Source organism: uncultured Albimonas sp., from assembly GCF_963977235.1.
Lineage (GTDB): Bacteria > Pseudomonadota > Alphaproteobacteria > Rhodobacterales > Rhodobacteraceae > Albimonas.
In genome coordinates this window covers 24,947-50,586 of record NZ_CAXBOD010000005.1, presented here as the reverse complement: position 1 = coordinate 50,586, position 25,640 = coordinate 24,947, and the positions used below count along the sequence as shown (strand labels likewise).

The window sequence follows — 25,640 nt, the reverse complement described above, 5'->3', positions numbered from 1 at the left end:
GTCAGGAAGGCTCCGAGACGTGAGGGGCGTCCGAGGGCGGCGCGCCCTCGGCCAGGTCGCGCGCCAGCAGGTGCGCGAGCCGCAGCGTCATGCTGATCAGGCCCAGCGACAGCGCCGCGTAGGGCGGCCACTCCGGCAGGCGCAGCAGGCCGTAGAGCGTGCGGCCGGAGCCGATGTGCTCGACTGTCTCGGCCGCGATCCACAGGCATGTCGGGATCATGAAGACCAGCGCCGCGATCAGGGCGAGCACCTCGCAGACGCGGCGGGCGCCGGGCCCCATCAGGTTGAACAGGATGTCGACGGCGATATGGGCGCCCGTCGCGGTGGCATGGCCCAGCGCGCAGGCGATCGCGGCGACCATCAGCATCTGCACGATGATCACGCCGTCGGGGACGGCGATCGCGGGCAGGCTGCGCGCCGCGATCTCCCAGCACACCAGGGCGGCGATCGCGGCCAGCGCGGCCATCGACAGACCGAGCAGTCCGCGCTCGACCCAGGTCAACGCCGCGTCGACGGCGCTCAGAAAACGGGACATGACGGCTCCCGAACAGGAGGGGCGGCTGGGGCCGCCGCGGCGCGGGCCGCGGCGGCCGACGGGGCCGGGCGCGTGCGCCCGGCCGGAAGAGCGGCGCCTCAGCTCCCCTGTTCGGCCAGGTGCTTGGCCAGCAGGTCCGTGTAGGTCTTCACCAGCGCGGCGCCGTCCAGGCCCATCTTCTGCGCGTCCGCGATCCAGGCGTCGATGATCGGCTGGCTCGCCTCGTCGAGCTTGACGAGATCCGCCTCGGTGAAGGTGTGCACCGGCATCTTCTTGCCCTCGAAGCCCTCGGGCAGCTGGGCCATGACCTCCTGGTTGCGCGCGCGCATCGCCTCGGCGGTCTTGCGGTTGTACTCGGCGCCCAGCTCGACGATCATCTCCTGGTCCTTGGGATCGAGACCGTCGAACGCCCGGCGGTTCATGAACATGCCGTTCGACTGGATGGTCGCGCCGTTGATGGCCGTGAAGCTGTCGGCGACCTCGTAGAGCTTGTAGCTCTCGACGATGTAGCCATAGGCCTGGCTGCAGTCGATCATGCCGGTGTCCAGCGCCTGGTAGGCCTTGGGCAGCGAGATCACCACCGCGGTGGCGCCGAATTCGCCGTAGATCTCGCCGTAGTCGGACGTGGCGCGGACCTTCTTGCCCGAGAAGTCCTCGACGGAGGTCAGCTCTCCGCCCTTGCAGACCATCTGGATCGGGCCCACCGAGTAGTTCATCAGGTAGACGATGCCCAGCCGGTCCATCTCCTCCTGCAGCGCGGGGTGGGTGGTGGTCAGCTCATAGAGCGCGGCGGCGCCGGCGACCTCGTTGGGGTTGCGCACCGGCAGGTCGCCGACCCCGTAGGCGAAGAGCTGGTCGCGCGGCGAATAGCCGGCCGTCACGGTGGCGATGTCGGCGACGCCGTTGCGCAGGCCCTCCAGCATCTTGGTCGCCGGCAGCAGGGCCTGGGCCCAGTGCCGCTCGATCTTGATGCGGCCTTCCGAGCGGCTCTCGATCTCGTCGAGATAGGCGGTGACGTAGTCCGCGCGGATGCCGCGGTTGCCGCCGTAGTCGGCATAGCGCAGCACGGTCTGGGCCGCGGCGGGCAGAGCCAGCCCGACCGCCAGCGCGGCGGTGGCGAGTACGGTTCCGAATGCAAGGCGCATGTGGCCTCCTCCCTGGGTTGGACGCGCCCGTGGGCGCATGACGCGGCTCTTTGCGGCCGCTGAATTCCGGGCGGGATCCGGTCAGACCGGATCCCAGGTGAAGATCTCGCCCGAGCGGGCGAGCGGGAAGGCCGAGGCCTCCAGCGCGGGAATCGCCCGGTCGATCACGCTCTGCGGCGTCCAGCCTTCCGAGGCATGGACCGACCGGATCGGGCGGGGCTGCGAGAACAGGAACACCTCGTTGGCGCGGGTCCCGAAGACCTGCCCGTTCATCGAGGCGGCGGCGTCCGAAAGCAGCGCCACCGGGAAGGCCGCGATCAGCTCGGGCCTGAGCTTCTTGAGCCCCTCGACCCGCGCCTTCTCCTCGGGCGTCTTGTCGGGGATCGTCCCCACGAGGCGCGTCCAGGCGAAGGGCGCGATACAGTTCGAGCGGACGTTGAACCGCCCCATGTCCAGCGCGATGGACTTCGAAAGCCCCACCACCCCCAGCTTCGCGGCGGCGTAGTTCGCCTGGCCGAAGTTGCCGATCAGGCCGGAGGTCGAGGTCATGTGGACGAAGGCGCCGGACATCTGCTTGCGGAACACGTCCGCGGCGGCGCGCGAGACGTAGAAGTAGCCCTTCAGGTGCACGTCCACGACCGACTCGAAGTCCTCCGGCGTCATCTTGTGGAAGATGCGGTCGCGCAGGATGCCGGCGTTGTTGACCACGCCGTCGAGCCGCCCGAAGGCGTCCAGCGCCTTGGCGACCATCGCCTGCGCGTCGTCCCAGGACGAGATCGAGCCGCCGTCGGGCACCGCGTGGCCGCCGGCGGCCACGATCTCCTCGGCGACCGCGCGGGCCGGGCCGATCTCGCCGCCCTCGCCGGTCTCGTCGCCGCCCAGGTCGTTGACCACCACCGCCGCGCCCTGCCTTGCGGCCTCGAGCGCGATGCAGCGTCCCACGCCGCGGCCCGCGCCGGTCACGATCACGACTTTGTCTTTCAGCAGCGCCATGCCTGCGCGCCTCCTTCGCTTGAATTCTGCGGCAGCGGGATCGGCCGGACGTCGGCCGCCGCGATCCGCGCATGAGATTCGGGGGTCGGGCGTGAAAGCGCCGAAGGCCGGCGCGCCGCCCGCTCGCCGCCGCCGCCGTCGGGCGGCGCGGCCGACCGGGCGCGCATGGCTTCAAAGGGCGCGAACGCCTGCATTCTCATCGATCCTCCCCGTCGCGGCGTCAGGTCAAGCGCCGCATATCGTTATGCTGAGTATTGTGTGCTAGATTACTTTTTGCAAGCACAGAGTCGCGGCCGCTGCGAGGCTCGCGAAGATTGCGCTCGGCAAGGGACCTCAACGGTCATACCATAAAACGAGCGCCAAGTGACAATGGCGAACATGGGAGGAGCCGATCATGCGATACGGACTGCGGGATTGGGCGGAGCGAGAGCCGGATCGTCCGGCGCTGGAATTCGACGATCAGCCGGCGCTGAGCTACGCGGCGCTCGAGGCGCTGGCGAACCGCTTCGCGAATCTGTTCCGCGCGGCCGGGCTGGAGCGGGGCGACCACGTGGCGGGGGTGCTGCCCAACGGTCCCCACGTGATCGCGGCGGTCTGGGGCGCCTATCGCTCGGGCCTCTACTACACGCCCGTCGCGACCACCTTCTCGTCCCGCGAGGTCGCCTATGTCATCGCCAACTGCCGGGCGAAGCTGGTGCTGGGCGAGGCCCGCTACGCCGAGGCGTTGACCCTCGCCGCCGCCGACCTGCCGGCCACCCGGTTCCTGACCCTGGGCGAGGTGGACGGGTGCGAGGATCTCGCGGACGCGCTCGCCGCCCAGCCCGACACGCCGCGTGCGGACGAAACCCCGGGAATGCTGATGATGTATTCCTCGGGCACCACCGGCGCGCCCAAGGGCATCTGGCGCCCGCTGCCCGACCCCGCCGCCTTCGCCGAGGGGCCGCCCGCCTTCGCCCGCGACCTGATCGAGATCTTCGGCTTCTCCTCCGACACCCGCTATCTCTCGCCGGCGCCCCTCTATCACGCGGCGCCGCTTCGCTGGTCGCTCTCGATCACCGCGTCGGGGGGGACGGCGCTGATCATGCCGCGCTTCGACGCCGAGCGGGCGCTGGACCTGCTGGAGACGCGCGGCGTCACCATGAGCCAGTGGGTCCCCACCATGTTCCGCCGCATGCTGGCCCTGCCCGAGGAGCGGCTGGCGCGGTTCAACGCGCCGGCGCACAAGGTCGCCTGGCACGCCGCGGCGCCCTGCCCGCCGGACCTGAAGCGGCGGATGATCGACTGGTGGGGGCCGATCATCCACGAGTACTATGCCGGCTCCGAAAGCGTCGGGCTGACGGCGCTGGACACCGAGGAGTGGCTGGCCCATCCCGGCTCGGTCGGGCGGGCGCTGAAGGGGCGGATCCGGATCCTCGGCGACGACTGGCAGGAACTGCCGGAGGGCGAGCAGGGCCGGGTCTATTTCTCCGACAGCTCCCAGTTCGAGTATTTCGGCGATCCCGAGAAGACCGCCGGCCGCCGCAGCCCCCAGGGCTGGCAGACCCTGGGCGAGATCGGCTGGGTCGAGCCGGGCGGCTGGCTGCACCTCGCCGACCGGCAGGACGACATGATCATCTCCGGCGGCGTGAACATCTACCCGCAGGAGCTGGAGCAGGCGCTCGAGGAGATGCCGCAGGTCGCCGAATGCGCGGTCTGCGCCATCCCCCACGAGGATTTCGGCGAGCGTCCGGTGGCCTTCCTGGTCCCCGCCCCGGGCGCCCCCGCGCCCGAGACGCTGATCGAAGCGGCCCGCGAGTTCTGCCGCGGCCGGCTCGGCAGGACCAAGCAGCCCTGGCTGATCAAGGTGGTGGAGGAGCTGCCTCGATCCGAGACGGGCAAGCTCCTGCGCCGGGTCCTGCGCGACCAACTCAAGACGGAAGCGTCGGCCGACGCCGCCTGAGCGCCGCGACGGGGGCGGCCGCCCCCGTCGCCAACCCTCAACCGGGAGGTCATCATGAACGGACTGTCCGAACCGCCGCCGGAAGGCGCGACGATGCTGCCTGCGGGCTGCTTCTCCGGCCGAACGGTCCTCGTCACCGGCGGGGGCACGGGGCTGGGCCTCGCGATGGCGCTCGAATTCGCGCGCCTGGGCGCCGCCGTGGCGGTGGCGAGCCGGGGCGAGGCGCATCGCGGCGCGGGGGTCGCGGCGATCGAGGCCGCGGGCGGGCGGGCGCTGGGCGTCCCGCTGGACGTGCGCGAGCCCGCGCAGGTCGAGGCCGCCTTCGACGCCGTCGAAGCGGCCCTGGGCCCCGTGGACGTGCTGGTCAACAACGCCGCCGGCAACTTCCCGGTTCCCGCCGAGCGCCTGAGCCCCAACGGCTGGCGCGCGGTCACCGGCATCGTGCTCGACGGAACCTTCCTGTGCAGCCGCGCCTTCCATGCGCGCGCGCGGGCGAGGGGGGCGCCGGGCGCGATCCTCAACATCCTCGCCACCTACGTGGACGGCGGCGCGCCGGGCCACGCCCATTCCGCCGCCGCCAAGTCCGGCGTGCGCAGTCTGACCGAGACCCTGGCCGTGGAATGGGCGCCCGACGGGATCCGCGTGAACGCCCTCGCGCCCGGCCTCTTCCCGCACGCGGATCACAGCCCCGACATGCGCCGCAACCGCCCCGAGGGCTACGAGGCCGAGCGCATCCGCATCCCCGCCCTGCGCACCGGCCGCCTGCGGGAGCTGGGCTGGGCCGCGACCTGGCTCTGCTCCCCATTCGCGGCCTATGTCACCGGGCATGTGCTGGTGGTGGACGGGGGCGACCGGCTGAACCGCTCGATCCGCAAGCCGATCTTCGAGCCGGTGCGCGATCTCTATCCCGAAGACGGGAGCTGACCCCGCCCGACGTCGCCGGACGGGGCGGCGGCGTCAGGGGTCGAGTTCGACGCCGTGGTCGATGCCGGCGTTCTTCCTCGACGCCGCATGGGCCGCGAGGATCCCCGGGCCCAGCGTCGCGGGATCCAGCGAGGCTTCGGCCGTGGCGCCGTGCTGCCAGCTCTCGGCGATGGTGATGCCGTAGCCCCAGGCCTCGAACACCCGGCCGCTGACCGGGGCGGCCTCCGGGCTCGCGAGCCAGGCGACCAGCGCCGCCACCCAGTCGGGCTTGCGCTTCTCGAGCTGCTCGGGCGTCCACTCGCGCAGCCCCTCGGTCATCCGGGTCGTGGCGCGCGGCGCGATGGCGTTGACCGTGACGCCGTAGCGCTGGAGCTCCCGCGCCGCGACGATGGAAAAACTGGCGATCCCCGCCTTGGCGGCCGCGTAGTTCGCCTGCCCGATGTTGCAGAACAGGCCGGAATGCGAGGTGGTGTTGATCACCCGCGCGTCCGGCTGCTCGCCCTTCTTGGACATCAGCCGCCAGTGGTTGGCCGCGTGATGGGTCACCGCGAAGGTGGATTTCAGATGCACCCGGGTGACCGAGTCCCACTCGTCCTCGGTCATGTTGATCAGCATCCGGTCGCGCAGGATCCCTGCGTTGTTGACCACCACGTCGAGCCGACCGAAGCGCTCGAGCGCCAGGTCCACCATCGCTTTCGCCCCGTCCCACGACGCGGCGTCCGAGGCGTCCGCGACCGCCTGGCCGCCCATCGCCTCGATCTCGGCCACCACCTGGCCGGCGGGGCTGGCGTCGGCGCCCTCCCCCGTGGCGGCCGAGCCCAGGTCGTTGATCACCACCCGGGCGCCCTGCGCCGCCAGGGCCAGCGCATGCGCCCGCCCCAGGCCGCGGCCCGCTCCCGTCACGATCGCCACGCGGCCGTCGCAGATGCCCATCGCCAAGTCCTCCCAAGATGACGCGACCCTGCGGTCGCCTTCGGGAGATTGGTACGCTTGCTTACCATATGCCGCAACACAAAATCGGCGCCCATGGCGCTCCGTGGGGCCGACCTCTCAGTCCAGCGGCTCCGGTCCGCCGCCGCGGACCCCGCCCTCGCTCTCGCCTTCGAAGCTGCGCAGGATGTTGTCCTTCATCTGCGCCAGAACCTCCTCGGCGATGCGCATGCGCTCGATCGGCACGCCCTCGAAGATCATGTCGTTCAGCTCGTGCCCGACCTCCACCATGGTGGCCAGCACGTCGCGGCCCTTGTCGGTGACGACGACCCGTTTGGCGCGCCGGTCCTTCGCATCGGGACGTCGCTCGACGAAGCCGCTCGCCTCGAGCCGGTCGATCAGCCCGCCGACCGCCACCTTGCCCACGTCGAGCCTCTTGGCGAGCTCGGTCTGCAGCATCCCCTCCTCCCCGTTGCGGCTCAGGTAGCGCGACAGCTGCGCGAGCACCCACCATTGCGAGCGGGTGATTCCGTAGGGTTTCATCTTCAGGTCGAAGAGCGTCCGCCGCACCCGGGAGACGTCATGGACGAGGAAGCCGATCCGAAACGACTGCCCCGCCGGTTCCTGGCCGTCGCCGCTTGCAGCCTCGTCTTCCATGGTGCTCCCTTCGCGATCGCTGCCGCCGAAATGCGGGCGAAAACTTACCGTCACCTTCAATATCATACGCATGATGACAAGTCTCGGGTGCGGACCGGCTCCGTGCCGCGGCCCCCGGCGGCGAGCGCACGACCCGCTGACATTGAGACAGACTCCCCGGCGAGGTCTTCGCCCAGACCCTTCGCCAGGCGAACGGCCACGCGTTGACCTTGCTGCTGGCCGAGCCCGAGGACCGCATCGACGGGCGAGCCGGCCGGCTTCCCCGGGCTCCCTGTTCCGGCGCCGAACTTCCCTGTTCCGCCCCCGAGAGTTCCCTGATCGCCCGGATCAATTCTCTGTTTCGCGGAACAGGGGATTCGCCCGCAACCCCTTGCGAATGAAAAGGTTTCAGCGGCATACTCTGCCTTCAGCACCCGAAACCGCGTGGATCTCCCCGTAAATCCACTGTTCTTGGCCCGGAGCAGGGTTCGGGCAGGACTGTGTCCACCACCACTCCTTCCTCTTGAAATGACTGGATGACCCGGACCGCCGAGAGCACGCGCCGCAGGGCGCGATCCGCTCGGGGGAACACCGGGACAGTCGGCCGTGCGTCAGCCAGTTTCCGCGGCGGGGGTAAGGCGCCGGGATCCGCCTGGCTCGCCAGGTTTGAACTCGCTCCAAACGCCACCGAGTTTGCTGCCGGGCCTCAATGACGTTCGCCCGAGCCCGTCCAGGCCTTCGCACGTTGGCGCCGGGCTCGCTCGCGCTGGGGTCATTCGAGTTTTCCTCTGACGCGGCTTCTCAGAGAAGCGAGTCGAATGAGGGCCAACATACAAGCGGGGAGCAAAACTCCGTTGTCGGCCCAGACCGGACATTCGACCGACCAGCAGCAAGCGTCGGGTCCCTTCGCCAAAGCGCCTGGCAGCACCGCTCGAGGCGCAACGGGCTCTGGCCGACGGCGCCCGGCGCCGGTTGGTGCGGCCGTCTCCTGCGCTTGTCCGGCTGATGGGCCGATGTTGTTCCGCCCGCGGTCCGGCCTCACCGCAGATCCGGCCGCATCCTCGGCGCCGGATGGGCGGGGACGCCGGGTCTCGACGAGCCAAGACATGGCCCTTGCGTTCCAATACGCTGGGCGCGGGTGGAACAGCGGCCAAAGCCGAGGGGCGGGATGCTCGAGAGCGGGGAGACATGGGTGCGCGCGCCGATCCGGCGCATCGAGGACCTGGCCGACGGCGTGAAGAACGCCGGGCTCGAGGCGATGCAGATGTCGCGAGGCGCGCTCGGCGGCAGTCTCGCCTTCGCCGAGGCGGACGGGGTCACGCTCAGCAGCGGGCTGATCGGCGGCGACGTGGCGCTGCGCGGACCGCTGTCCTCGGATCAGGTGACCTTCGGCTTCGGGCTGCAGGTGCCGCCCGGCGCCCGTCACTGGCTGCGCGACCTCGAGCAGGACTGCATCGGCGTGTTCATGCCCGGCGACGAGCATGACGCGCTCTACCCCCGGGGGGCGTTCTACGCGACCGCGACGCTGTCTCTCGACCAGCTTCAGGCGGCGGCGGCGGAGAAGGAGATCGTGCTGGAGCGGCGGATGCTGGGCGGCAGCGGCTTCCACCCAAAGGGCCTGCCCGCCGCCGAGATCGCCAGCCTGCGCCGTCGCCTGCGCGGGATCCATGCGCAGACGCAGGCGAGCGGGGCGGCGCTGGCGCCGGACCTGGTGGGCGCGGCGGTCCGCCACTACGGACGGGCGCCGCGGCCGGGACCCGGGCGGCCCTCGCCCCGGGCCCATGCCCGCATCGTCGCCCGCGCGCGCGAGCACATCATGGCCCATCTCGACGGCCCGATCACGCTGGCCGACCTGGCCTCGGCCGCGGGAACCTCTCAGCGGACCCTGCAGCGGGCCTTCGCATCCCTGCTGGGAGAGCCGCCCCGCCCGCATATCCGCCGCATCCGTCTGCACCGGATCCGCCGCGACCTGGCCTCGGAGCGGGAGGCCGCCTGCTCCATCGCGCTGATCGCCGAGCGCTGGGGCGTGGGCGAGCTGGGCCGCTTCGCCGGCCGCTATCGCGAGATGTTCGGCGAGCGTCCCTCGGACACGCGGATGCGGATGCGCGCGCAGTCGTCGGCCTGACGCGCGCGCGCGCGCCCCGGGTTTTGGCGCAAACTGCATACCCGACGTTTCGCAAGGTCATGTAGCCTGCGTGCAGCCGCCCCGGCCCTCCGACCGCCCCCCGCCTTGAGCCGCCCCGAACGCCGATGTCCCGACCCCGCGACCTGCCCGCCCCCGCCCCCTCCGCGCCCGACGCGCGCGCGGAGGGGGCGGACGGCGTGCGCGAGCGGGATGCGGGGGCGGCGCATCGATGCGCGAGGCCCCGAACCCCGACCCGCCGATCCGACACGGAGAGGATCATGACCAGACCCTTCGCCCCCCTCGCGGCCCTTGCGGCCTTCATGCTCGCCACGCCCGCGGCCTCGCAGGAGGCCGTGCCCCTCGACCAAGCGACGCTCCAGGGCGACGAGACCATCGACACGCCCATCGGCGAGATCGAGCTCACCGACAGCTACTTCGACGAAGACGCCTCGCGGCGCCTGTTCGACGAGATGGACGCCCAGCGCGCCGCCCAGGCCTATATCTGGAGCACGCCGCTGGTCAGCGCCGCGACCTGGCGCGACCGCCAGGGCGAGGCCTACGGGACCGACGCGCCCGGCGCCTTCGCGGTGCTGGAGACGCTGAAGGAGAAGCGCGGCATCGTCACCGCGAACCTGACCACGCCCTACATCTTCAACTTCACCGACCTCTCGGAGGGCCCCGTCCAGATCGACTACCCCGCCGGCCAGACCGCGGGCGGCGTGCTCGACATGTGGATGCGGCCGGTCTTCGACCTCGGACTGACCGGCCCCGACGCGGGCGAGGGCGCGACCTACATCGTCGTCGGCCCCGGAGACGATCCCGCCGCGCACGACCAGGACGGCGTCCACGTCTACCAGAGCGAGACCAACACCGTTCTGGTGGGCATCCGCATCCTCGATCCCGATCCCGCCTATTACGACACGTTCGTCGCGGACTATGCGATGGGCCCGGTCGGAGAGACCTCGGCCAGCACCTTCGTGCGCGGCAAGGACGTGGAATGGAGCGCCACCTCCCCCCGCGGCCTCGCCTACTGGGAGACGCTGGCGAAGGTCCTGAACGAGGAGCCGGTGCGCGAGATCGACAAGCCCTGGATGGCCATGCTCGCGCCGCTGGGCATCGTGAAGGGCGAGGCCTTCGCGCCGACCGCCCGACAGGAGAAGATCCTGCGCGAGGCCGCCGCGATGGGCGAGCTGATGACCCGCAACCTGCAGGTGAACCCGCGCTACGCCGAGGTCTGGTGGGAGGGAACCTCCTGGTACAAGAGCTTCGACTTCACCATCGAGCAGGAGACCGGGACCCTCCAGCAGATCGACGAGCGCGCCACCTGGTTCTACGAGGCGGTGGCCTCGAGCAAGGGGATGATCAACCCCACGCCGGGCGCCGGTCAGGTCTACATGACCACCAAGCGCGACGCCTCCGGCGAGATGCTGCGCGCCGACCGCAACTACGTCCTGCACGTGCCCGCCGAGGTGCCGGTGGCGCAGTTCTGGTCGCTGACCCTCTACAGCGAGGCCACGCGCCGGCCCTATGACAACGGCGGGACCGAGATCGCCGACGTCAGCCTCGACAGCCGGATGGACCAGCTTCAGGTCAACGCGGACGGCTCGGTCGACCTCTACGTGGGTCCGGATGCGCCCGAGGGGCTGGAATCGAACCACCTTGCGACCGTCGGCGACGACGGCTGGTTCGTCTACTTCCGCCTATACGGCCCGGAGGCCGCGTTCTTCGACAAGACGTTCACGCTCGCCGATTTCCAGATCGTCGAGTGAGGCCGCCCGCCCGCCGCCGGCGCGGCGGCGGGCGATCCCCCCGGACCGGAGAGCCGTCATGTCGCGTATCCATGCCCCCCGCCTCGCCGCCGCCGCCGCGCTCGTCCTGGCCCTCGCGCCCGGCGCGCAGGCGCAGACCGAGCGCTTCGAGGCGCTCGCCACCCTGCCGTTCGAGCTGAACCGGGCCACGCCCGAGACGGCCGAGACCCTGATGCGGGAGCTGATCTTCGCGCGCGCCACGCAGACCTATCTGTGGGCGCTGCCGCTGCTGAACACCGCCGGCATGCGCGACGGCGCGGCCGAGGCCTTCGGGACCGGCTACAACGTCATGCCGATCTGGAGCCAACGGCTGGACGCGAAGACGAAGATCACCACGCCCAACTCGGACCTGATCTACGGCATGGTCTTCGCCGACCTCGCCGAGACGGGCCCGCTGGTGTTCGAGGCGCCGCCGAAGCTGCAGGGCATCCTGCTCGACTTCTGGCAGCGTCCGATGCCGGTCGACGGCGTCGACTTCTTCGGCGACCTTGGCCTGCCCGGTCCCGACCGGGGCGAGGGCGGAACCTTCCTGATCGCGCCGCCCGGCTGGGACGGCGAGGTCCCGGAGGATCACTGGGTCTATCGCTCGTCGACCAACAACGTCTTCATCTTCCTTCGCTCCTTCTACGCGGACCCGGCCGACACCTCCCCCGCGGTCGACATCCTCAAGCGCTCGGTGATCTACCCGCTGGGCGGCAAGGCCGAGGCGAAGCCGATGGAATTCCCCGACGGCTCGGGCATGGAGATCGACATGCTGCCGCGCCGCGACGTCGAGGCGTTCGAGCAGCTCAAGACGATCGTGGACGACGAGGGCGCGAACCTCGCCGGTCCCGACTGGCTGGGGATGCTCGCCGGGCTCGGCATCGCGCAGGGCCGCGACTTCGCCCCGGACGAGGAGACGCGCGCGATCCTCGATGCGGCCGCCGAGACCGCCTACAGGACCTCGCGCGTGATCGGCATGAAGCCCTCGCTGCACGGCGCCGACTTCCGCGTCTACGAGGACCGCAGGTGGCTGAACCCGGTCAACAACCTCGACGCCCGCTGGCCGGACACCCCGATCGGCCTGGGCTTCGAGACCCGGGGCGGGACCGGCTATCGCGCGCTCGACACGCGGGCCTGGTTCTTCACCGACTATTACTCGATCAGCCCGGGCATGGTCTCGATGACCCCGGGCAAGGGCGCCTACTACATGATCGCCTTCGAGGACGCCGAGGGCGCGCCGCTTTCGGGCGACGAGAGCTACACGCTGAACCTGCCCGCCGACATCCCCGCCGAGCTGTTCTGGTCGGTCACCCTCTACGAGGCCGAGAACGCCTCGGGTCTCGACAACGGCCAGCCGTTCCCCTCGCTGGGCACGCTCGACCGGCCGGAGCAGGCCGAGGACGGGAGCACCACGCTGCACCTCTCCCCCACGCCTCCGGAGGGCGCGGAGACCAACTGGCTCGCCACCGCCCCCGGCCGCGGCTTCTTCGCGATCCTGCGCCTCTACCTTCCCGGCGAGGCCGCGATCGACGGCTCCTGGAAGCCGGGAGACATCGTCAAGTCGCAGTAGGCGCCGCAGGGAGGGACGCCGGCGCCACGCCGCCGGCGTCCCCGACCCAGCGACAGCGGCTACGAGAAGCCCATCCGACTTTGACTGCGTCGAATATCGAAATGACCCAGGTGTTTGAGCCCTGAAACGGCTATTGATCGCGTCTCAACCGACGTGCTGGGGCTGCACTTGCGTGATGAAAGTTGACTTCATTGTATCGATTTGATGTCTCTATCGTTAACCAGATGTTGATTTTGCGCAGTGTTTATTCTGCAAGCACCGTACCATGTATCACCCGTGCTTGATATCAATGTCCCAAGGTAGTCATTGTAGGCTTGGTTGCTTGTGCCTTCGGATTTCATTGGGCAATCATACCCTGATGCGCCATCCTGACTAGACGACGAGGCGCCAGCCCGAGCGGGCGACGAGGAGCCAGCCCGAGCGGCCGCCGCGCCGCTGACCAGGCCATCGATGACGCTCCCAACCACATCAAACATCTGTTGGTTTTGCTGTCGAACTTGTTGGCGCGTGATGCGGCCGTCGAGCAAATGCGGAAGCATGATCTCGCGTATCGCAGCGGAGCGTGCTGCCCCGGCTTGATCCTGATACCAGGTCACCAAGCTTGTAGTAAAAATGCTGCCTGAATATCCTGAACCGTTCGCGACAAGAGAAACCTTTCCGTCATCAGGAGCGCATGTCTTCGTCAAGCCGCTCACGACCGCACACTGATCTATTTGAAAGTATGGGCCATAGATCTCGCTGCCATAATAATTCAGTCGGTGTATGGGCTCACTGTTGGGAATGCGCTGACCATTGGCGTCGGTATAATAGACGCACAGCCCCGTCGCTCCAGACGCTTCCGTACAAGGATACACATAGTAATTTCTTTTATCGGTCCGATCGAAATTCGAATTGAGGTGGCTGATCCTGTCAGCGACGACGGTCAGCGGGCCTTGTCCGATAAACGCCTGATCTGGACGCCGCTCAGACTGCCGCATGTAAGCATCGATCTGAGCCCTTATTCGGTTCGCGCTGTCGTCCGAAACCTTGGTGCTTTCACAACCCGAAAGCACAAATCCAGCAATAACAGCCGCATAGACTAAAACTGTGGGACTATTCTTGAAGCACATCTTCTTTCTCCAATCACCCGCACTTCATCTCGATGATGCCTCTCAGTTGAACCGGCACTACATGTCGCAACCGCGCGACCCACACTTCAACAGATATTCATTGCGCAGCCTGCACTTTGACGGAAGGGTTGCGTAGATCTGCCGGATGAGCAAGCTTTTTGGCCCCGACCGGGGCCTGCAGCAGTGGAAGTGCTCGAACTCTTGCGGATGAAACCGCCAACCCAGGCCGTGCTGGCTCGCGGCGAGGTTTTGCAGCGCGAGGACGGTACACTGCAACCGCTTTCGTTCGGGTTGGGTCCGGGATGGCTGTCACGCGCATGACGGCGGCGCTCGCAGTCGTCGCATCGAGGCGAGGACGTGCCGAAGATGGCGCCTAGCCCTATTGGCAATAGTGTTCAGCAACCGAGCTGCGAGGCGTAGGCGAAACCATAGTATTCTCAATGGACGTCCTCGGCGCGCCTGCCGCAAATTGAGCGGTTTCCAGGTGATCTCTCAAGCCTCGCCCGAGAGCGAGGGAAGGGGGGGCTTCGAGGAAATCCGGACACGGGTGTCACTCGCAGCAAACGAGCACTTCCCGCCCTGAGCTGCCGGCGATGGCCCCGGAAAGGCGCGGCTGATTTCCGGGCGTCGAAAGAGTCTTCGCACCCTCCAACGCCGGGAACGTCGACGGCAGGCGATATCGAGCCTCCGGTCGCGGCGCCCCCGCTTCGTGCCGCTTGGCTGGTGAAGCGGGATCGCTCCTCAGGAAGGGCTCGCGGCGCCGCGCCCGGGCAAGGCGCTGCGGCGCCTCACGAAACTGCCGTGCGCGCGGCGGCGAGGCATCGGGTCAGCGCGCGCGCCATTTCCGCAGGCGCGTCGGAGGGAACCAGTTCGTGGACGCCCGCCTTCGCCAGGGATGCGGGATCGAGACCTTCCACGTCCTGAGCCGCAAGCATGATCGGCGCAGCGGGCATGACGTCGCGCAGGAGCGCAGTCGCATGTCCCGGGGCCTCCCCTCGCGGGAGGCGAAGCAGCGCCGCCTCGAAGGCCCGTCCGCCCCGGAGCGCCGCGACGGCGGCCTCGAGGGTGGCATAGCCCGCCGGCTCGTAGCCGAGGACGGCGATCACCTCCTCCTGCCGCATCCGCCAGGGCTCGTCGTCCGAGATGATCGCGATGACCTCTCCGCCGCCGCGGGTCCCGGGCAGGACCTCGCGGGACGCCGCGGACGCGATTGGAAGCCAGACCTCGAAGCGGGAGCCGCGGCCGGAGGCGCTGCGGGCGAGGACGGCGCCGCCATGAGCCTCGACGATGGCGCGGACCGTGAGCAGTCCCAGGCCGACGCCGCCGGCGCGGGTCGTGAAGAACGGCTCGAAGATGCGGGCGCGGGTGTCCTCGTCCATGCCGCGCCCGTCGTCCTCCACCGCCATGACGGCATAGGCGCCCGAGGGGGACCGGCGCGCGGACGCAGGGGGCGTCCGGGCGCGGCGGGTTTCCAGCGCCAGGGTCACGGCGCCTTCGCCCTCCAGCGCCTGCGCGGCGTTGGCCACGAGGTTCAGGATCACCTGCTGGAGCTGCGTGGCGTCGCCCGGGATCACGACGCGGCCGGCGAGGCGTATCTTCAGCGCGGCGGCCGCCGGCAGCGACACTTCCAGCATCGGCCGCGTCTCCTCGATCAGGAGCGCGAGGTCGACCACGCCCGTGGCCGCGGCCGCCCGGCCGTAGGCGAGGCCCTGGTCCACCAGGTCGCGGGCCCGGGCGGCGGCGCGCCGGATCTCGGCGATGCTTCGGGCGGCGCGCCCGTCGGGAGGGACATGCTCGGCGGCGATCTCGGAATGGCCGAGGATGGCGCCGACGATGTTGTTGACGTTGTGTGCGATGCCGCTGGCGAGGGCGCCGGTGGTCTCGGCCCGCCGCGCCCGCTGAAGGCTCGCCTCCAGCCGCTCGCGTTCCGCCTCCAGCGCCGCGCGATGAACCGCGCCGCCGAGGGCGTCGAGCGCGAGCCGCAGCAGCGCTTCCTGGTTTCCGCCGCGAAGACGGCGACGGGCTTCGAAGCCCAGGGCGGCGCGACCGAAGGCGGCGTTCTCGCTCGCGACGACCAGACGCCGGGCGTGCGCCGGGGCGGCGGCTGGCGCGCCCCACTCCACAAGGTGGCGGCGGTCGTCCGAGGCGAGCCAGGCCCTGTCGGCGCGCAGGCAGCCGGCGAGGGTCGCAAGGCCCGCCCGCAGTTCCGCGTCCAGGGCCCCGCCGCGTCCCGCCGTGATCAGACGGGTGGAGATGCGGGCGATCTCCCGCTCCAGCCGGGCGCGCAGGAGCAGCGTGCGGGCCCGCGCGCGGAGCTGGAGGCCGAGCGCGAACAGCGCCGCCGCCAGCGTCAGCGACAGGGCGTAGAGCACCTGCCGGACCCACGCCGCGCGGTCCGAGAAGGCGGCCTGCCGCGCGTCGATCTCCCGCGCGAGGTCGGCGATCTCGGGGCTCGCCATCACGAAGGACAGGCCGCGCAGCAGCCCGTCGCTCACCGGCAGGAGGCGGCGGAGCATCCGGGCATGCGCCAGCAGAGCGGCTCGGTCGCCAGCCTCCGCCCGGGCGGAGGCGTCGTCCAGCCGCCTGTCGAGCGCGGCGGTCGCCGAGGGATCGAGGCTGAGCCGAAGCACGGCGGCGGCAAGTCCGTCGAGATCGGCTTCGGCCGGCGCGCCCCTTGCGGAGAGCGCTCCGAAATAGGCGAGGGAGTTCTGCAGGAGAGCGTTCGTGGTCTTGACGCGTTCGGTCAGCGCCTCGGTCCGCTGCAGCCGGCTTCCGAGGCGGGCGCAAAGGGGCGCCAGCGTCGCGTCGGCCATGGCCCAGGCGCGCAGGCCGTCCAGCGCCGCCCGCATCTGGTCGAGCTGCTCGACGAGCGGGTCGTAGCTGCGCAGGGCGCCGGAGCGGGCGCGCAGGATGTCGCGGTGCAGGAGGTTTTCGGCACGCTCGAAGGCGTCCAGCGCTGCGGCCGCCGCGCGGGTCCGGCCCGCGTCGGCGCCGGCGATGCCCAGAACGCACCAGGTCGCCAGCACCATCGCCAGCGTGGCGGCGGCGGCGAAGGCGGCGAGCCTCATCGCGGCGCCTCCAGCGGGCGGCCGCGCCACTCGCCGGTGAGGGCGCCGAGCCAGGCGGCGATCGCGGCGACCTCCGCCTCGGGGAGGCGGACGCCGAGCTGCGAGCGCGCCATGCGGGCCACAGCCTCGCGCAGCGTGGCGGCGCCGCCGTCGTGGAAATAGGGCGCGGTGACGGCGACGTTGCGCAGGCTCGGGACGCGGACCACCGCCGGCTCGGGCGAGGCCAGCGGTTCGAACACGCCGTGGCGCTGGAACAGGTTGCCGCCCACGCCCACGCCCTGATGGCAGGAGATGCAGCCGACGGACTTGAAGAGGTCGTAGCCTTGGCGCTCCAGCGGCGACAGGGCCGCCGCCTCGCCCCTCAGCCAGCGGTCGAAGCGGGAGTCGGGGGTGAGAAGGGACGCCTCGAAGACCGCGAGCGCGTCGACCAGCGCCTCGGCATCCGGTTCCCGGCCGTAGGCGGCGCGGAACCGGTCGGAGAGCGCCTTGTCGGCGGCGAGGCGGGCGGCGACGTCCTCGGGAGACGCGGCCAGGATCGCGGGGTTGAGCAGGGAGGCGGCGGCATGGTCCTTCAGAGTCCGCGCCCGGCCCTCCCAGTTGAGGCGGAAGGAGAGGGCCGCGTTGAACACGGTCGGCGTGTTCACCGGAAGCGGTCGTCCGTCCGCTCCGCGGTCGAGGGCGGCAGCCGTGGCCCCGTTGGCGGTCAGGTCGTGGCAGGAGGCGCAGCTTCGGGACCCGTCGCCGGAGAGGCGCCGGTCATGAAACAGCGCCTCCCCCAGCGCCACCCGCAGCGGGTCGGAGGGAGGCGGAGCCGGGATCGGGGCGATGGGCTCGTGCGCGGGGCCGGCGGGCGAGGGGGGAGCGAGACCCGGACCGGCGCCCTCGGCGGGAAGCGCGGCCAGCGCGAGCGCGAGGAGCGCGCCGGCGCGCGCCCCCCGCGCGGCAAGCCCGAGCCGCGCCCGCCGCGCCCGCCCACGGCCCATCAGCGGCCGGTCCCACGGACCAGCGCCTCGATGGCGCTCCGATCCTCGATGCCGATGTCGCGCAGCGACCGGTCGTCGAGCCGGTGCAGCTGATTGATGCCCCGCAACAGCTGGCGCTCGCGACGCAGGGCCCGGAGCAGCGCCCTCAAGCGCGCCCAGAAGCGTCCTGGTGCGGCCAGGATGCCGCCCAGGCTCGGCGTCGGGAAAGCGAACGGCGCCGGCCGGCGCCGGACGTCGCGAAGGGCGCGTGCGCGGGCACGGGCGTCGTGTTGGGGGAGGGGAATGTCGGCGAGGTGCATGGAAGCCTCCTTGGCGTTCGTTCGATGCGTCGAGACTGGCGCTCTCGCGCTACGGCGGCGTCGCGGGCGGGCGCGGAACGGTTGCGGCTGCAATGCAGGCGCTCACCACGCCTCCACCTCGGCGGCGAAGACGTAGCCGAGGCCGCGCTCGGTCCGGATCAGGGTCGGGTTGCCAGGGTCCGCCTCCAGCTTGCGCCGGAGCCGCAGGACCTGGACGTCGATGCTGCGGTCGAAGACGTCCTCGTGCACGCGGGTGGCCTGCAGGAGCTGCTCGCGCGACAGGATCCGGCCGGGGGCGGAGAGGAAGGCGCGCAGCAGCGCGTACTCGCCCTTCGTCAGCGGGGTCTCCCGTCCCTCGGGACTGGTCAGCCGGCGGGCCCGTCGCTCCAGCCGCCAGCCGGCGAAGCGATAGCCGCCGCGCTCGGGATCGCGGGCGCGGGCGGTGCGGCCGATCTCCTGCCGGCGAAGGATGGCGCGGATGCGGGCCAGCAGCTCGCGCAGGCCGAAGGGCTTCGCGAGGTAGTCGTCGGCGCCGAGCTCGAGCCCCACCACGCGGTCGATCTCCTCGCGGCGGTGACCGGTGATGATGATGACCGGCACGTCGGAGGCGGAGCGGATCTCGCGCAGGAGGTCGAGGCCGTCCTCCCGCCCGAGCTGCAGATCGAGCAGGACGAGGCCGGGCTCGCTCGCCGTCAGCGCGCGGCGCGCCGCGGCCGTGGTGGCGGCGCCGGCGGCGGGGAGGGCCCGGTCCTCGAGGTACTCGAGGATCATCTCGCGCATGGCCGGGTCATCCTCCACCACCAGCACATGCCCGGGCTTGGGGGCGCCGGCCGCGTCGGACGCGGGGCGCGCCTCGCGAGGATCTCGGTTCAGCATGGGAGGCTCCTTGGCGGGAGTCCGTGGAGGGTCGGGGGACGGCGTCGGCGGTCCGGCGCCTCCGGCGGATGCGGTCCGGCGGAGGCAGGAGACGCGCCTTGGGTTGCAGCCCGGCTTCGGGCGAGCGCGGATCAGGTTTCAAACGCAACGCCGCGGGCGGGATCGCGGCCCTCTCCCGTGGAAAGCGGCCGGACCGTCCGGCGACCCGCCTGCGCGAGGGGCGGCGGCGACCCCGGCGCCCATGCCCCGGGGCCGCGGTGGCGCTAGTTTGCCGGCGCAAGGGCCTCGGCGGCCGTCTCGATCAGGGCCGCGACCGCCTCCGGCTGCGAGGCGAAGACCGCGTGGCTGGCGGCGATCTCCACCGCGGCGCTGCCCGCTCGCTCGGCCATCCGGCGCATCAGTTCGGGGTTGATCGCGCGATCCTCGGTCGGAATCAGCGCCCAGCTCGGCTTGTCCTTCCAGGCCGGCGCGGCGACCGGGGTCTCGAAGGCGGCCGCGGCCGGGAACACCTGCGAGCGGGCCATGAACTCGGCCTCCGCCTTCGGCAGGTCGGCGGCGAAGTCCGCCGCGAAGACCTCCGGATCGAGGTAGAGGAATCCGTCGGGCGTGGCCTTGATGCCGGTGCTGGCCGGCGGCGTTCCGGTCGCGAGGTCGAGCAGCGTCTCTCCCTCGTCCGGCTGGAAGGCGGCGATGTAGACGATCCTGGCGACGTTTTCGGCGGCGCCCGCCTCGGTCACGATCATGCCCCCGTAGCTGTGGCCCACCAGCACCGAGGGGCCGTCCTGGAGGTCGAGGATGCGCCGCGTCGCCTTCACGTCGTCCGCGAGCGACGTCATCGGCGGCTGCACGACGGTGACCGCGTAGCCTTTCGCGGCGAGCAGGTCGTGCACCTTGCGCCAGCCGGAGCCGTCCGCCAGCGCGCCGTGGACGATGACGACGTTGTCGATCTGGTCCGCAAGGGCCGGGCCGACCGCGCCGAGCGCGGCCGTCAGCGCCCCGCCGACGGCGAGAGCTTTGATCCGTTTCAGGGTCATGGTCTTGGTCTCCGTGGGCGCCGCTCGGGGGCGGCGCGATCAGGACGCTCAGGCGCGTCCCGGGCCCAGGCCGGCCTCTCCGGACGTCGCCGTGATCCGCCGTGCTCGCGAGGGAGACCCTACCGCCGAAGCTCGGAAAGGTGCTCTCGAAGATGACGCCCGGATTGCGCCAGCGCCGCTTCAGGTCTTATCCAGAGCGATGCCTGGCCCCGTCGAGCGGGCGGTTTTCGGAAGATCCTTTCATGAGCGAGCTGGACCGAATCGACCTGCGCATCCTGCGCCACCTGCACGCCGAGGGCCGGCTCACCAACGCCGAACTGGCGGCGCGGGTGAGCGTCAGCCCCGCGACCTGCCACCGCCGCACGCAGCGGCTGTTCGAGGCGGGCTTCATCACCGAGGTGCGGGCCGTGGTCTCGCCTGCGGCGGTCGGGCTCGGCACGCTGGTCATGGTCGGGGTCGTGCTGGACCGTTCCACCCCGGAGGATTTCGCGGCGTTCGAGACGGCGGTCCTGGCGCTGAAGGAGGTGCTCGACTGCAACCTGGTGGCCGGCGATTTCGACTACCTGCTGAAAATCCGCGTCCGCGACATGGCCGACTTCAACAAGCTGCACGGGCAGAAGCTGATCGGCCTTCCCGGCGTGCGTCAGACCCGGACCTTCTTCGTGATGAAGGAGGTGAAGGAGAACGGCCGCCTTCCCTTCTGACGAATCGCCGGCGAGCAGCGCCGTCGGGCCGTCGCCTCATGTCCTTCCGCCAGCCGTCTCTCCCTTGACCCGGCCTGCGGTCACCTCCCGCGCCAACGCCAGAAAGGCGCGAAGCCCGGCCGACTGGTTCCGCCGGCCGGGATGATACAGGCAGAGCCCCGGGAGCGGCGGCGTCCAGTCCTCGAGCAGACGGACCAGGCGCCCGGTCGCGATCTCCTCGACCACCTCGAACTCGTGCAGATAGCCGATCCCGACGCCGGCGAGGGCGGCGCCTCTGGCCAGACCGGCCTCGTCCACGGTGATCGGGCCCCGGACCTCCACCTGCACGCTCTCGCCCGCCTTCTCGAAGGTCCAGCGATAGAGCGCGCCGTTGGGCAGGCGCACCCGGATGCAGGCGTGGCTCCGCAGGTCTTCGGGGATCCGCGGCGGCGTCCGGCCTTCCAGATAGGCGGGCGAGGCGACGACCGCGTGGCGCAGCGGCCGGCCGAGGGGCGTGGCGATCATCTCCGCCGGCACGAGGTCCGCGGCCCGGACGCCGAGGTCGAAGCCCTCCGCCACGATATCCACCAGCCGGCCCTCGGTGACGAGATCCACGTGCATCTCCGGGAAGCGGCGCAGGAACTCGAGCACGAGGGGGCCGAGGATCTCCCGCGCCGCGCCGGGCGCGCCGTTGATCCTGAGCACGCCCGAAGGCGAGCCGCCCTGCGAGCGGACCGCGTCCATGGCCCCCCGCAGCTCCTCCAGCGCCGGGGCGGCGCGGGCGACGAAGGTCCGCCCCGCCTCGGTCAGGGCCACGCTTCGGGTGGTGCGGTTGAAGAGGCGGACGCCGAGACGCCCCTCCAGCCGCGCGACGGCGTGGCTGAGCGCGGTGGTGGACATGTCGAGATCGACGGCGGCGGCGCGGAAGCTGCCGCGGCGGGCCACGGCGATCACGGCGTCCAGCTCGGCGAAGCCCTTCATCGTCCCGATTCCTTCATCATTTCATGCAGCGCCGTCCAGCTTATCAGGATGCCGCGGCGAGGCCACCTTGGTCCCTGCAGCCGGCGCGATCCCGTCGCCGGCCTCGATGCAGAGGAGACGCAGAGATGTCGCTCGAACTCCCCCCTCCGGTCGCCGCGTATTTCGCCGCCGATGCGGCCCATGATCCCGACGCCGTCGCCCGCAGCTTCGCCGCCGACGGCGCCGTCCGCGACGAGGGCGAGACGCATGCGGGCGCGGACGCGATCCGCGCCTGGTGGCGCGACGCCCGGGCCCAGTACCGGTTCGAGAACGAACCGCTCGACGCAACGACGGAGGATGGCCGGACGATCGTCCGCGCCCGCGTGACCGGCGACTTTCCCGGCAGCCCCGCCACGCTCCGCTTCGTCTTCGATCTCGCCGAGACCGGCATCCGCCGGCTGGAGATCGGGGCATGAGCGGGTTCCTCGATCTCGAAGGCCGGCGGGCGCTGATCACCTCCGGCACCCGCGGCGCCGGCGCCGCGACCGTGGCCCTGTTTCGCGAGCTCGGCGCCCGGGTGCTGACCACGGCGCGCGCCCGGCCGCCCCACCTGCCCGAGGAGCTGTTCGTCGAGGCCGACCTGACGACGCGCGAAGGCTGCGACGCGGTCGCGGAGGCGACGCGCGCGCGGCTGGGCGGCGTGGACATCCTGGTGCATGTCCTCGGCGGCAGCGCCTCGCCCGCCGGCGGGTTCGCGGCGCTGGGCGAGGCCGAGTGGACGCGGGAGCTGGCGCTGAATCTCCTGCCCGCGGTGCGCCTCGACCGGGCGCTGCTGCCGGGGATGCTGGAGCAGGGCGCGGGCGTGGTGATCCATGTCACCTCGATCCAGAGCCGGCTGCCCCTGCCGGAGGCGACCACGGCCTATGCCGCGGCCAAGGCCGCCCTCTCCACCTACTCCAAGAGCCTGTCCAAGGAGGCGGCGCCGCGCGGCGTGCGGGTGCTGAGGGTCTCGCCGGGCTGGATCGACACCGAGAGCTCGGTCGACCTCGTCGACCGGGTGGCCGCGGAGGCGGGCACGGACCGCGAGGGCGCGCGGCGGATCGTCATGAAGTCGCTGGGCGGCATCCCGCTGGGGCGCCCCTCCACGCCAGAGGAGGTGGCGAACCTGATCGCGTTCCTCGCCTCCTCCCGCGCCGGCTCGATCACCGGGGCGGAGGTGGTGATCGACGGCGGCACGATCCCCACCGCCTGAGCGGCCCCGTTTCAGCTGAAACGCGACCGGCGCGAACCGACGCGGCGGCGACACGCCGGCCGCCGATACCCCGACGGGCCGGAAGCGGGGAGGACGGACCGTCCCTGAAGGCGGCGCGCCTCCTCCGCCCGCCGGCGCCGCATCGACTGCAATCATGGAGACACCGATGAAACCCACGCAAATCGCCCTCGCCGCGACCGCGATGACCTTCGGGCTCGCCGCCGCCGCCGCCCTCGCCGGGCCCGCCGGCCCGATTCCCGACGCCCAGAGCGTTCGAGGGGTGGTTCTGGTGCACGGGGCCTTCGCCGACGGCTCCGGCTGGCGCGGCGTCTACGACGCGCTGACGCAGCGCGGGTACCGGGTCTCGGTCGTCCAGAACCCGCTGACCTCCTTCGCCGACGACGTGGCCGCCACCCGCAGGGTGCTGGCCCGCCACGACGGGCCCGTGATCCTCGTCGGACATTCCTATGGCGGCGCCGTGATCACCGAGGCGGGGATCGACCCGCGGGTCGCCGGGCTGGTCTACGTCTCGGCCCTCGCGCCCGACGTCGGCGAGACGGGCGCCGACCAGTTCCGCGATTTTCCGCCGCCGCCCGAATTCGTCATCGAGACGCAGGACGACGGTTTCGGCTTCGTGAAGCTGGAGAGCTTCAAGATCGGCTTCGCCGGAGACCTCAGCGACGCCGACGCGGCCTTCCTGCGCGACTCCCAGGTCCCGCTGAACATGGCCGTGTTCGACGTCGAGATCGGCCACGCCGCCTGGCGGACCAAGCCGAGCTGGGCCGTGATCGCCACGCAGGACAAGGCGATCGACCCGAGGCTGCTGCACGCCTCCGCCGAGCGCATGGGCGCCACGGTCCTCGAGGTCGAGGCGAGCCATGTGCCCTTCCTGACCCAGCCGGAGGCCGTCGCCGACGCCATCGACGGCGCCGCGCGGGCGGTCTCGCGCTAAAGCGGTCCCGGGGCTCCTCTCGCCCCGGCTCGCGCCCCCGGGCGGTCGGCCGCCACGGCGTCCGGCGCCGCAGGCGGGCGGCCGCCCCTCCCCCCCTGAACCTTCCCGAACCGCCGGAGCAGCGCCTCCGCGGGCTCCGCACGCGCGGAGACCGGAGACGCGCGCGCCGGCGACGCCATTGCAAGGATGACCCCCAGATGCATCGCTCCGAACACCTGTCCGACCACGACCGGAGGGTCCTCGAAACCCAGTCGAAGCTCCGCCGGGAGCTGCGGACCGAGTACGACTTCATCGTCTGCGGCGCGGGAACCAGCGGCTCCGTCGTCGCCGCGCGGCTCGCCGAGGATCAGGACGCGCGGGTCCTGCTGCTCGAGGCTGGCGGAGACGACATGACGGCCGCGGTGATGGAGCCTGCGCGCTGGGCGGAGAACCTCGGCTCCGAACGCGACTGGGCCTTCGAGAGCGCGCCGTGCCCGACCCTCAACGGCCGCCGCCTGCCGCTCAACATGGGCAAAGGCCTGGGCGGGGGCTCGAGCATCAACGTGATGGTCTGGGCGCGGGGCCACCGCGCGGACTGGGACCACTTCGCCGCGGAGGCCGGCGACCCGGCCTGGGGCTACGCCTCCGTCCTCGGCTGCTATCGCCGCATCGAGGCGTGGCACGGCGCGCCCGACCCGCTGCGCCGGGGCCGGCGGGGGCCGATGCATGTCGCCCAACCGGCCTCCCCGCAGCCGCTCGCCGAGCTGACGGTGGAGGCGGCGAGCCTCGCCGGCGTCCCCCGCTTCGACAGCGCCAACGGCGAGATGATGGAGGCGCCCTCCGGCGCCGCGATCGCGGAGCTGGCCATTCGCGACGGTCGGCGGCGGAGCGTGTTCCGATCCTACGCCTGGCGCCTCATGCATCAGAGCAACCTCACCGTGCTGACCGGCGCGCAGGTGACTCGGGTGCTGTTCGCCGGCGCCAGGGCGACCGGCGTCGAGGTCCTGCTCGACGGCGCGCTCGTCCGCTTCACGGCCTCGCGGGAGGTGGTCCTCTCGCTCGGCGCGCTGCACACGCCGAAGGTCCTCATGCAGTCCGGGGTCGGCCCGGAGGCCGAGCTGCGTCGCCACGGGATCCCGGTGGTGCGGCGCCTCGCAGGCGTCGGGGCGAACCACCAGGATCACATCGCCTTCGGCTGCACCTGGGAATACGCGACGCCGCAGGCGGTCGGCGGAGGCGGCTGCGAGGCGGTCGTCTACGGTCGCAGCGAGACCGGCCTCGAGACGCCGGACCTGCTGCAATGCCAGCTCGAGTTCGCCGTGCCCTCCCCGACGGGGACCGAGACGCCGGCCCATGGCTGGACGATGTTCGCCGGCCTCGCGCAGCCGAAGAGCCGCGGGCGGGTCACCCTCTCGGGTCCCGACCCGGACGACCCGGTCCGGGTCGAGCCGAACACGCTGAGCGCGCCGGAGGACATGGCCGCCGCCCTGCGCACCGTGGAGCTTGCGCGGGAGATCGGGAACAGCCGCCTCCTCGGCGACCTGACCCGGCGGGAGGTCGCGCCCCCTCCCCGTGACCGCGCCGGCATGGAGGCATTCCTTCGCAACGCCGCGGTGACCTTCTGGCATCAATGCGGAACCGCGAAGATGGGCCGGGACGAAGGGTCGGTCGTGGACGGGAGCCTGCGGGTTCGCGGCGTCGAGAACCTGCGCGTCGCCGACGCCTCGATCCTGCCGAGGATCCCCGTCGGCAACACCATGGCCCCCTGCGTGGTGATCGGAGAGCGGGCGGCGGATCTGATCTGCGCGGCGCATGGCGCGAAGCTGGCGGGGTTCGCCTGATCGCCCCGCTCCGCCGG

Annotated in this window: 23 protein-coding genes; 10 read left to right on the top strand and 13 right to left on the bottom strand. The window is 71.3% G+C overall.

Features of this window, described 5'->3' with window-relative positions:
* Position 1: 1 nt before the first annotated feature.
* The 4 genes from AAC134_RS05470 to AAC134_RS05455 form a co-directional block, all read right to left on the bottom strand.
* Positions 2-535 (bottom strand): TRAP transporter small permease, encoded by a 534-nt coding sequence (locus AAC134_RS05470; RefSeq protein WP_339948055.1) that lies wholly within the window; start codon positions 533-535, stop codon positions 2-4.
* A 98-nt stretch (positions 536-633) separates the two neighbouring features.
* On the bottom strand, positions 634-1,680 hold the full coding sequence (locus AAC134_RS05465) for a C4-dicarboxylate TRAP transporter substrate-binding protein (RefSeq protein ID WP_339948054.1): 1,047 nt from the start codon (positions 1,678-1,680) through the stop codon (positions 634-636).
* 81 nt (positions 1,681-1,761) lie between these two features.
* Entirely contained in the window at positions 1,762-2,673 is a 912-nt protein-coding gene (locus tag AAC134_RS05460; RefSeq protein ID WP_339948053.1) for an SDR family NAD(P)-dependent oxidoreductase, read from the bottom strand.
* On the bottom strand, positions 2,661-2,867 hold the full coding sequence (locus AAC134_RS05455; protein ID WP_339948052.1) for a hypothetical protein: 207 nt from the start codon (positions 2,865-2,867) through the stop codon (positions 2,661-2,663). Before AAC134_RS05455 ends, AAC134_RS05460 begins: the two co-directional genes overlap by 13 nt.
* Before the next feature lie 200 nt (positions 2,868-3,067).
* Here AAC134_RS05455 and AAC134_RS05450 point away from each other — a divergent pair, with 200 nt between their 5' ends.
* Together AAC134_RS05450 and AAC134_RS05445 are read left to right on the top strand one after the other, a co-directional pair.
* Positions 3,068-4,612 carry an AMP-binding protein gene (locus AAC134_RS05450; RefSeq protein ID WP_339948051.1) on the top strand — a complete coding sequence of 515 codons (1,545 nt, stop codon included), beginning with the start codon at positions 3,068-3,070 and terminating at the stop codon, positions 4,610-4,612.
* 54 nt (positions 4,613-4,666) lie between these two features.
* The gene (locus tag AAC134_RS05445; RefSeq protein WP_339948050.1) at positions 4,667-5,536 is read left to right on the top strand and encodes an SDR family oxidoreductase; all 870 of its coding nucleotides are present in this window, start codon (positions 4,667-4,669) and stop codon (positions 5,534-5,536) included.
* Positions 5,537-5,569: 33 nt separating this feature from the next.
* Here AAC134_RS05445 and AAC134_RS05440 read toward each other — a convergent pair whose 3' ends face one another.
* Both AAC134_RS05440 and AAC134_RS05435 read right to left on the bottom strand, forming a co-directional pair.
* Positions 5,570-6,469, bottom strand: coding sequence for an SDR family NAD(P)-dependent oxidoreductase (locus AAC134_RS05440; protein WP_339948049.1), 900 nt, complete (start codon positions 6,467-6,469; stop codon positions 5,570-5,572).
* 117 nt (positions 6,470-6,586) lie between these two features.
* The gene (locus AAC134_RS05435) at positions 6,587-7,195 is read right to left on the bottom strand and encodes a MarR family transcriptional regulator (protein ID WP_339948048.1); all 609 of its coding nucleotides are present in this window, start codon (positions 7,193-7,195) and stop codon (positions 6,587-6,589) included.
* A gap of 1,099 nt (positions 7,196-8,294) precedes the next feature.
* On the opposite strand from AAC134_RS05435, the gene AAC134_RS05430 reads away from it, so the two are divergent.
* From AAC134_RS05430 to AAC134_RS05420, 3 genes are all read left to right on the top strand, one after another.
* Entirely contained in the window at positions 8,295-9,227 is a 933-nt protein-coding gene (locus AAC134_RS05430; protein WP_339948047.1) for a helix-turn-helix domain-containing protein, read from the top strand.
* Between the two features lie 278 nt (positions 9,228-9,505).
* Positions 9,506-10,996, top strand: a complete 1,491-nt coding sequence (locus AAC134_RS05425; protein WP_339948046.1) for a DUF1214 domain-containing protein — start codon at positions 9,506-9,508, stop codon at positions 10,994-10,996.
* A gap of 58 nt (positions 10,997-11,054) precedes the next feature.
* A complete protein-coding gene (locus AAC134_RS05420) occupies positions 11,055-12,587 on the top strand; it encodes a DUF1254 domain-containing protein (protein WP_339948045.1) in 1,533 nt (510 codons plus the stop codon).
* A 188-nt stretch (positions 12,588-12,775) separates the two neighbouring features.
* Here the strand turns inward: AAC134_RS05420 and AAC134_RS05415 are convergent, their stop codons facing one another.
* From AAC134_RS05415 to AAC134_RS05390, 6 genes are all read right to left on the bottom strand, one after another.
* Positions 12,776-13,696 (bottom strand): hypothetical protein, encoded by a 921-nt coding sequence (locus AAC134_RS05415; RefSeq protein ID WP_339948044.1) that lies wholly within the window; start codon positions 13,694-13,696, stop codon positions 12,776-12,778.
* A gap of 788 nt (positions 13,697-14,484) precedes the next feature.
* A complete protein-coding gene (locus tag AAC134_RS05410) occupies positions 14,485-16,764 on the bottom strand; it encodes a DAHL domain-containing protein (protein ID WP_339948043.1) in 2,280 nt (759 codons plus the stop codon).
* On the bottom strand, positions 16,761-17,747 hold the full coding sequence (locus AAC134_RS05405) for a cytochrome c peroxidase (RefSeq protein ID WP_339948042.1): 987 nt from the start codon (positions 17,745-17,747) through the stop codon (positions 16,761-16,763). Before AAC134_RS05405 ends, AAC134_RS05410 begins: the two co-directional genes overlap by 4 nt.
* Positions 17,747-18,046 (bottom strand): hypothetical protein, encoded by a 300-nt coding sequence (locus AAC134_RS05400; RefSeq protein ID WP_339948041.1) that lies wholly within the window; start codon positions 18,044-18,046, stop codon positions 17,747-17,749. The genes AAC134_RS05405 and AAC134_RS05400 overlap by 1 nt, the downstream gene beginning before the upstream one ends.
* Before the next feature lie 102 nt (positions 18,047-18,148).
* Positions 18,149-18,922, bottom strand: coding sequence for a response regulator (locus AAC134_RS05395; protein ID WP_339948040.1), 774 nt, complete (start codon positions 18,920-18,922; stop codon positions 18,149-18,151).
* A gap of 263 nt (positions 18,923-19,185) precedes the next feature.
* On the bottom strand, positions 19,186-19,956 hold the full coding sequence (locus tag AAC134_RS05390) for an alpha/beta hydrolase (protein ID WP_339948039.1): 771 nt from the start codon (positions 19,954-19,956) through the stop codon (positions 19,186-19,188).
* A gap of 242 nt (positions 19,957-20,198) precedes the next feature.
* Here AAC134_RS05390 and AAC134_RS05385 point away from each other — a divergent pair, with 242 nt between their 5' ends.
* The gene (locus AAC134_RS05385; RefSeq protein ID WP_339948038.1) at positions 20,199-20,660 is read left to right on the top strand and encodes an Lrp/AsnC ligand binding domain-containing protein; all 462 of its coding nucleotides are present in this window, start codon (positions 20,199-20,201) and stop codon (positions 20,658-20,660) included.
* Positions 20,661-20,696: 36 nt separating this feature from the next.
* On the opposite strand, the gene AAC134_RS05380 is transcribed toward AAC134_RS05385, so the two are convergent.
* The gene (locus AAC134_RS05380) at positions 20,697-21,620 is read right to left on the bottom strand and encodes a LysR substrate-binding domain-containing protein (protein ID WP_339948037.1); all 924 of its coding nucleotides are present in this window, start codon (positions 21,618-21,620) and stop codon (positions 20,697-20,699) included.
* Between the two features lie 125 nt (positions 21,621-21,745).
* On the opposite strand from AAC134_RS05380, the gene AAC134_RS05375 reads away from it, so the two are divergent.
* The 4 genes from AAC134_RS05375 (at position 21,746) to AAC134_RS05360 (ending at position 25,623) form a co-directional block, all read left to right on the top strand.
* The gene (locus AAC134_RS05375) at positions 21,746-22,075 is read left to right on the top strand and encodes a nuclear transport factor 2 family protein (RefSeq protein WP_339948036.1); all 330 of its coding nucleotides are present in this window, start codon (positions 21,746-21,748) and stop codon (positions 22,073-22,075) included.
* Positions 22,072-22,851 carry an SDR family oxidoreductase gene (locus tag AAC134_RS05370; protein ID WP_339948035.1) on the top strand — a complete coding sequence of 260 codons (780 nt, stop codon included), beginning with the start codon at positions 22,072-22,074 and terminating at the stop codon, positions 22,849-22,851. Before AAC134_RS05375 ends, AAC134_RS05370 begins: the two co-directional genes overlap by 4 nt.
* A gap of 166 nt (positions 22,852-23,017) precedes the next feature.
* The gene (locus tag AAC134_RS05365) at positions 23,018-23,803 is read left to right on the top strand and encodes an alpha/beta hydrolase (protein ID WP_339948034.1); all 786 of its coding nucleotides are present in this window, start codon (positions 23,018-23,020) and stop codon (positions 23,801-23,803) included.
* Positions 23,804-24,000: 197 nt separating this feature from the next.
* Positions 24,001-25,623: a GMC family oxidoreductase N-terminal domain-containing protein gene (locus AAC134_RS05360; protein WP_339948033.1), complete on the top strand. Its 1,623-nt coding sequence runs from the start codon at positions 24,001-24,003 to the stop codon at positions 25,621-25,623.
* Positions 25,624-25,640 lie beyond the last annotated feature (17 nt).

Coding starts and splice junctions, on each gene's coding strand:
- AAC134_RS05470 (WP_339948055.1), bottom strand. CDS start 535: ATGTCCCGTTTTCTGAGCGCCGTCGACGCGGCGTTGACCTGGGTCGAG.
- AAC134_RS05465 (WP_339948054.1), bottom strand. CDS start 1,680: ATGCGCCTTGCATTCGGAACCGTACTCGCCACCGCCGCGCTGGCGGTC.
- AAC134_RS05460 (WP_339948053.1), bottom strand. CDS start 2,673: ATGGCGCTGCTGAAAGACAAAGTCGTGATCGTGACCGGCGCGGGCCGC.
- AAC134_RS05455 (WP_339948052.1), bottom strand. CDS start 2,867: ATGCAGGCGTTCGCGCCCTTTGAAGCCATGCGCGCCCGGTCGGCCGCG.
- AAC134_RS05450 (WP_339948051.1), top strand. CDS start 3,068: ATGCGATACGGACTGCGGGATTGGGCGGAGCGAGAGCCGGATCGTCCG.
- AAC134_RS05445 (WP_339948050.1), top strand. CDS start 4,667: ATGAACGGACTGTCCGAACCGCCGCCGGAAGGCGCGACGATGCTGCCT.
- AAC134_RS05440 (WP_339948049.1), bottom strand. CDS start 6,469: ATGGGCATCTGCGACGGCCGCGTGGCGATCGTGACGGGAGCGGGCCGC.
- AAC134_RS05435 (WP_339948048.1), bottom strand. CDS start 7,195: ATGCGTATGATATTGAAGGTGACGGTAAGTTTTCGCCCGCATTTCGGC.
- AAC134_RS05425 (WP_339948046.1), top strand. CDS start 9,506: ATGACCAGACCCTTCGCCCCCCTCGCGGCCCTTGCGGCCTTCATGCTC.
- AAC134_RS05420 (WP_339948045.1), top strand. CDS start 11,055: ATGTCGCGTATCCATGCCCCCCGCCTCGCCGCCGCCGCCGCGCTCGTC.
- AAC134_RS05415 (WP_339948044.1), bottom strand. CDS start 13,696: ATGTGCTTCAAGAATAGTCCCACAGTTTTAGTCTATGCGGCTGTTATT.
- AAC134_RS05410 (WP_339948043.1), bottom strand. CDS start 16,764: ATGAGGCTCGCCGCCTTCGCCGCCGCCGCCACGCTGGCGATGGTGCTG.
- AAC134_RS05405 (WP_339948042.1), bottom strand. CDS start 17,747: ATGGGCCGTGGGCGGGCGCGGCGGGCGCGGCTCGGGCTTGCCGCGCGG.
- AAC134_RS05400 (WP_339948041.1), bottom strand. CDS start 18,046: ATGCACCTCGCCGACATTCCCCTCCCCCAACACGACGCCCGTGCCCGC.
- AAC134_RS05395 (WP_339948040.1), bottom strand. CDS start 18,922: ATGCTGAACCGAGATCCTCGCGAGGCGCGCCCCGCGTCCGACGCGGCC.
- AAC134_RS05390 (WP_339948039.1), bottom strand. CDS start 19,956: ATGACCCTGAAACGGATCAAAGCTCTCGCCGTCGGCGGGGCGCTGACG.
- AAC134_RS05385 (WP_339948038.1), top strand. CDS start 20,199: ATGAGCGAGCTGGACCGAATCGACCTGCGCATCCTGCGCCACCTGCAC.
- AAC134_RS05380 (WP_339948037.1), bottom strand. CDS start 21,620: ATGAAGGGCTTCGCCGAGCTGGACGCCGTGATCGCCGTGGCCCGCCGC.
- AAC134_RS05375 (WP_339948036.1), top strand. CDS start 21,746: ATGTCGCTCGAACTCCCCCCTCCGGTCGCCGCGTATTTCGCCGCCGAT.
- AAC134_RS05370 (WP_339948035.1), top strand. CDS start 22,072: ATGAGCGGGTTCCTCGATCTCGAAGGCCGGCGGGCGCTGATCACCTCC.
- AAC134_RS05365 (WP_339948034.1), top strand. CDS start 23,018: ATGAAACCCACGCAAATCGCCCTCGCCGCGACCGCGATGACCTTCGGG.
- AAC134_RS05360 (WP_339948033.1), top strand. CDS start 24,001: ATGCATCGCTCCGAACACCTGTCCGACCACGACCGGAGGGTCCTCGAA.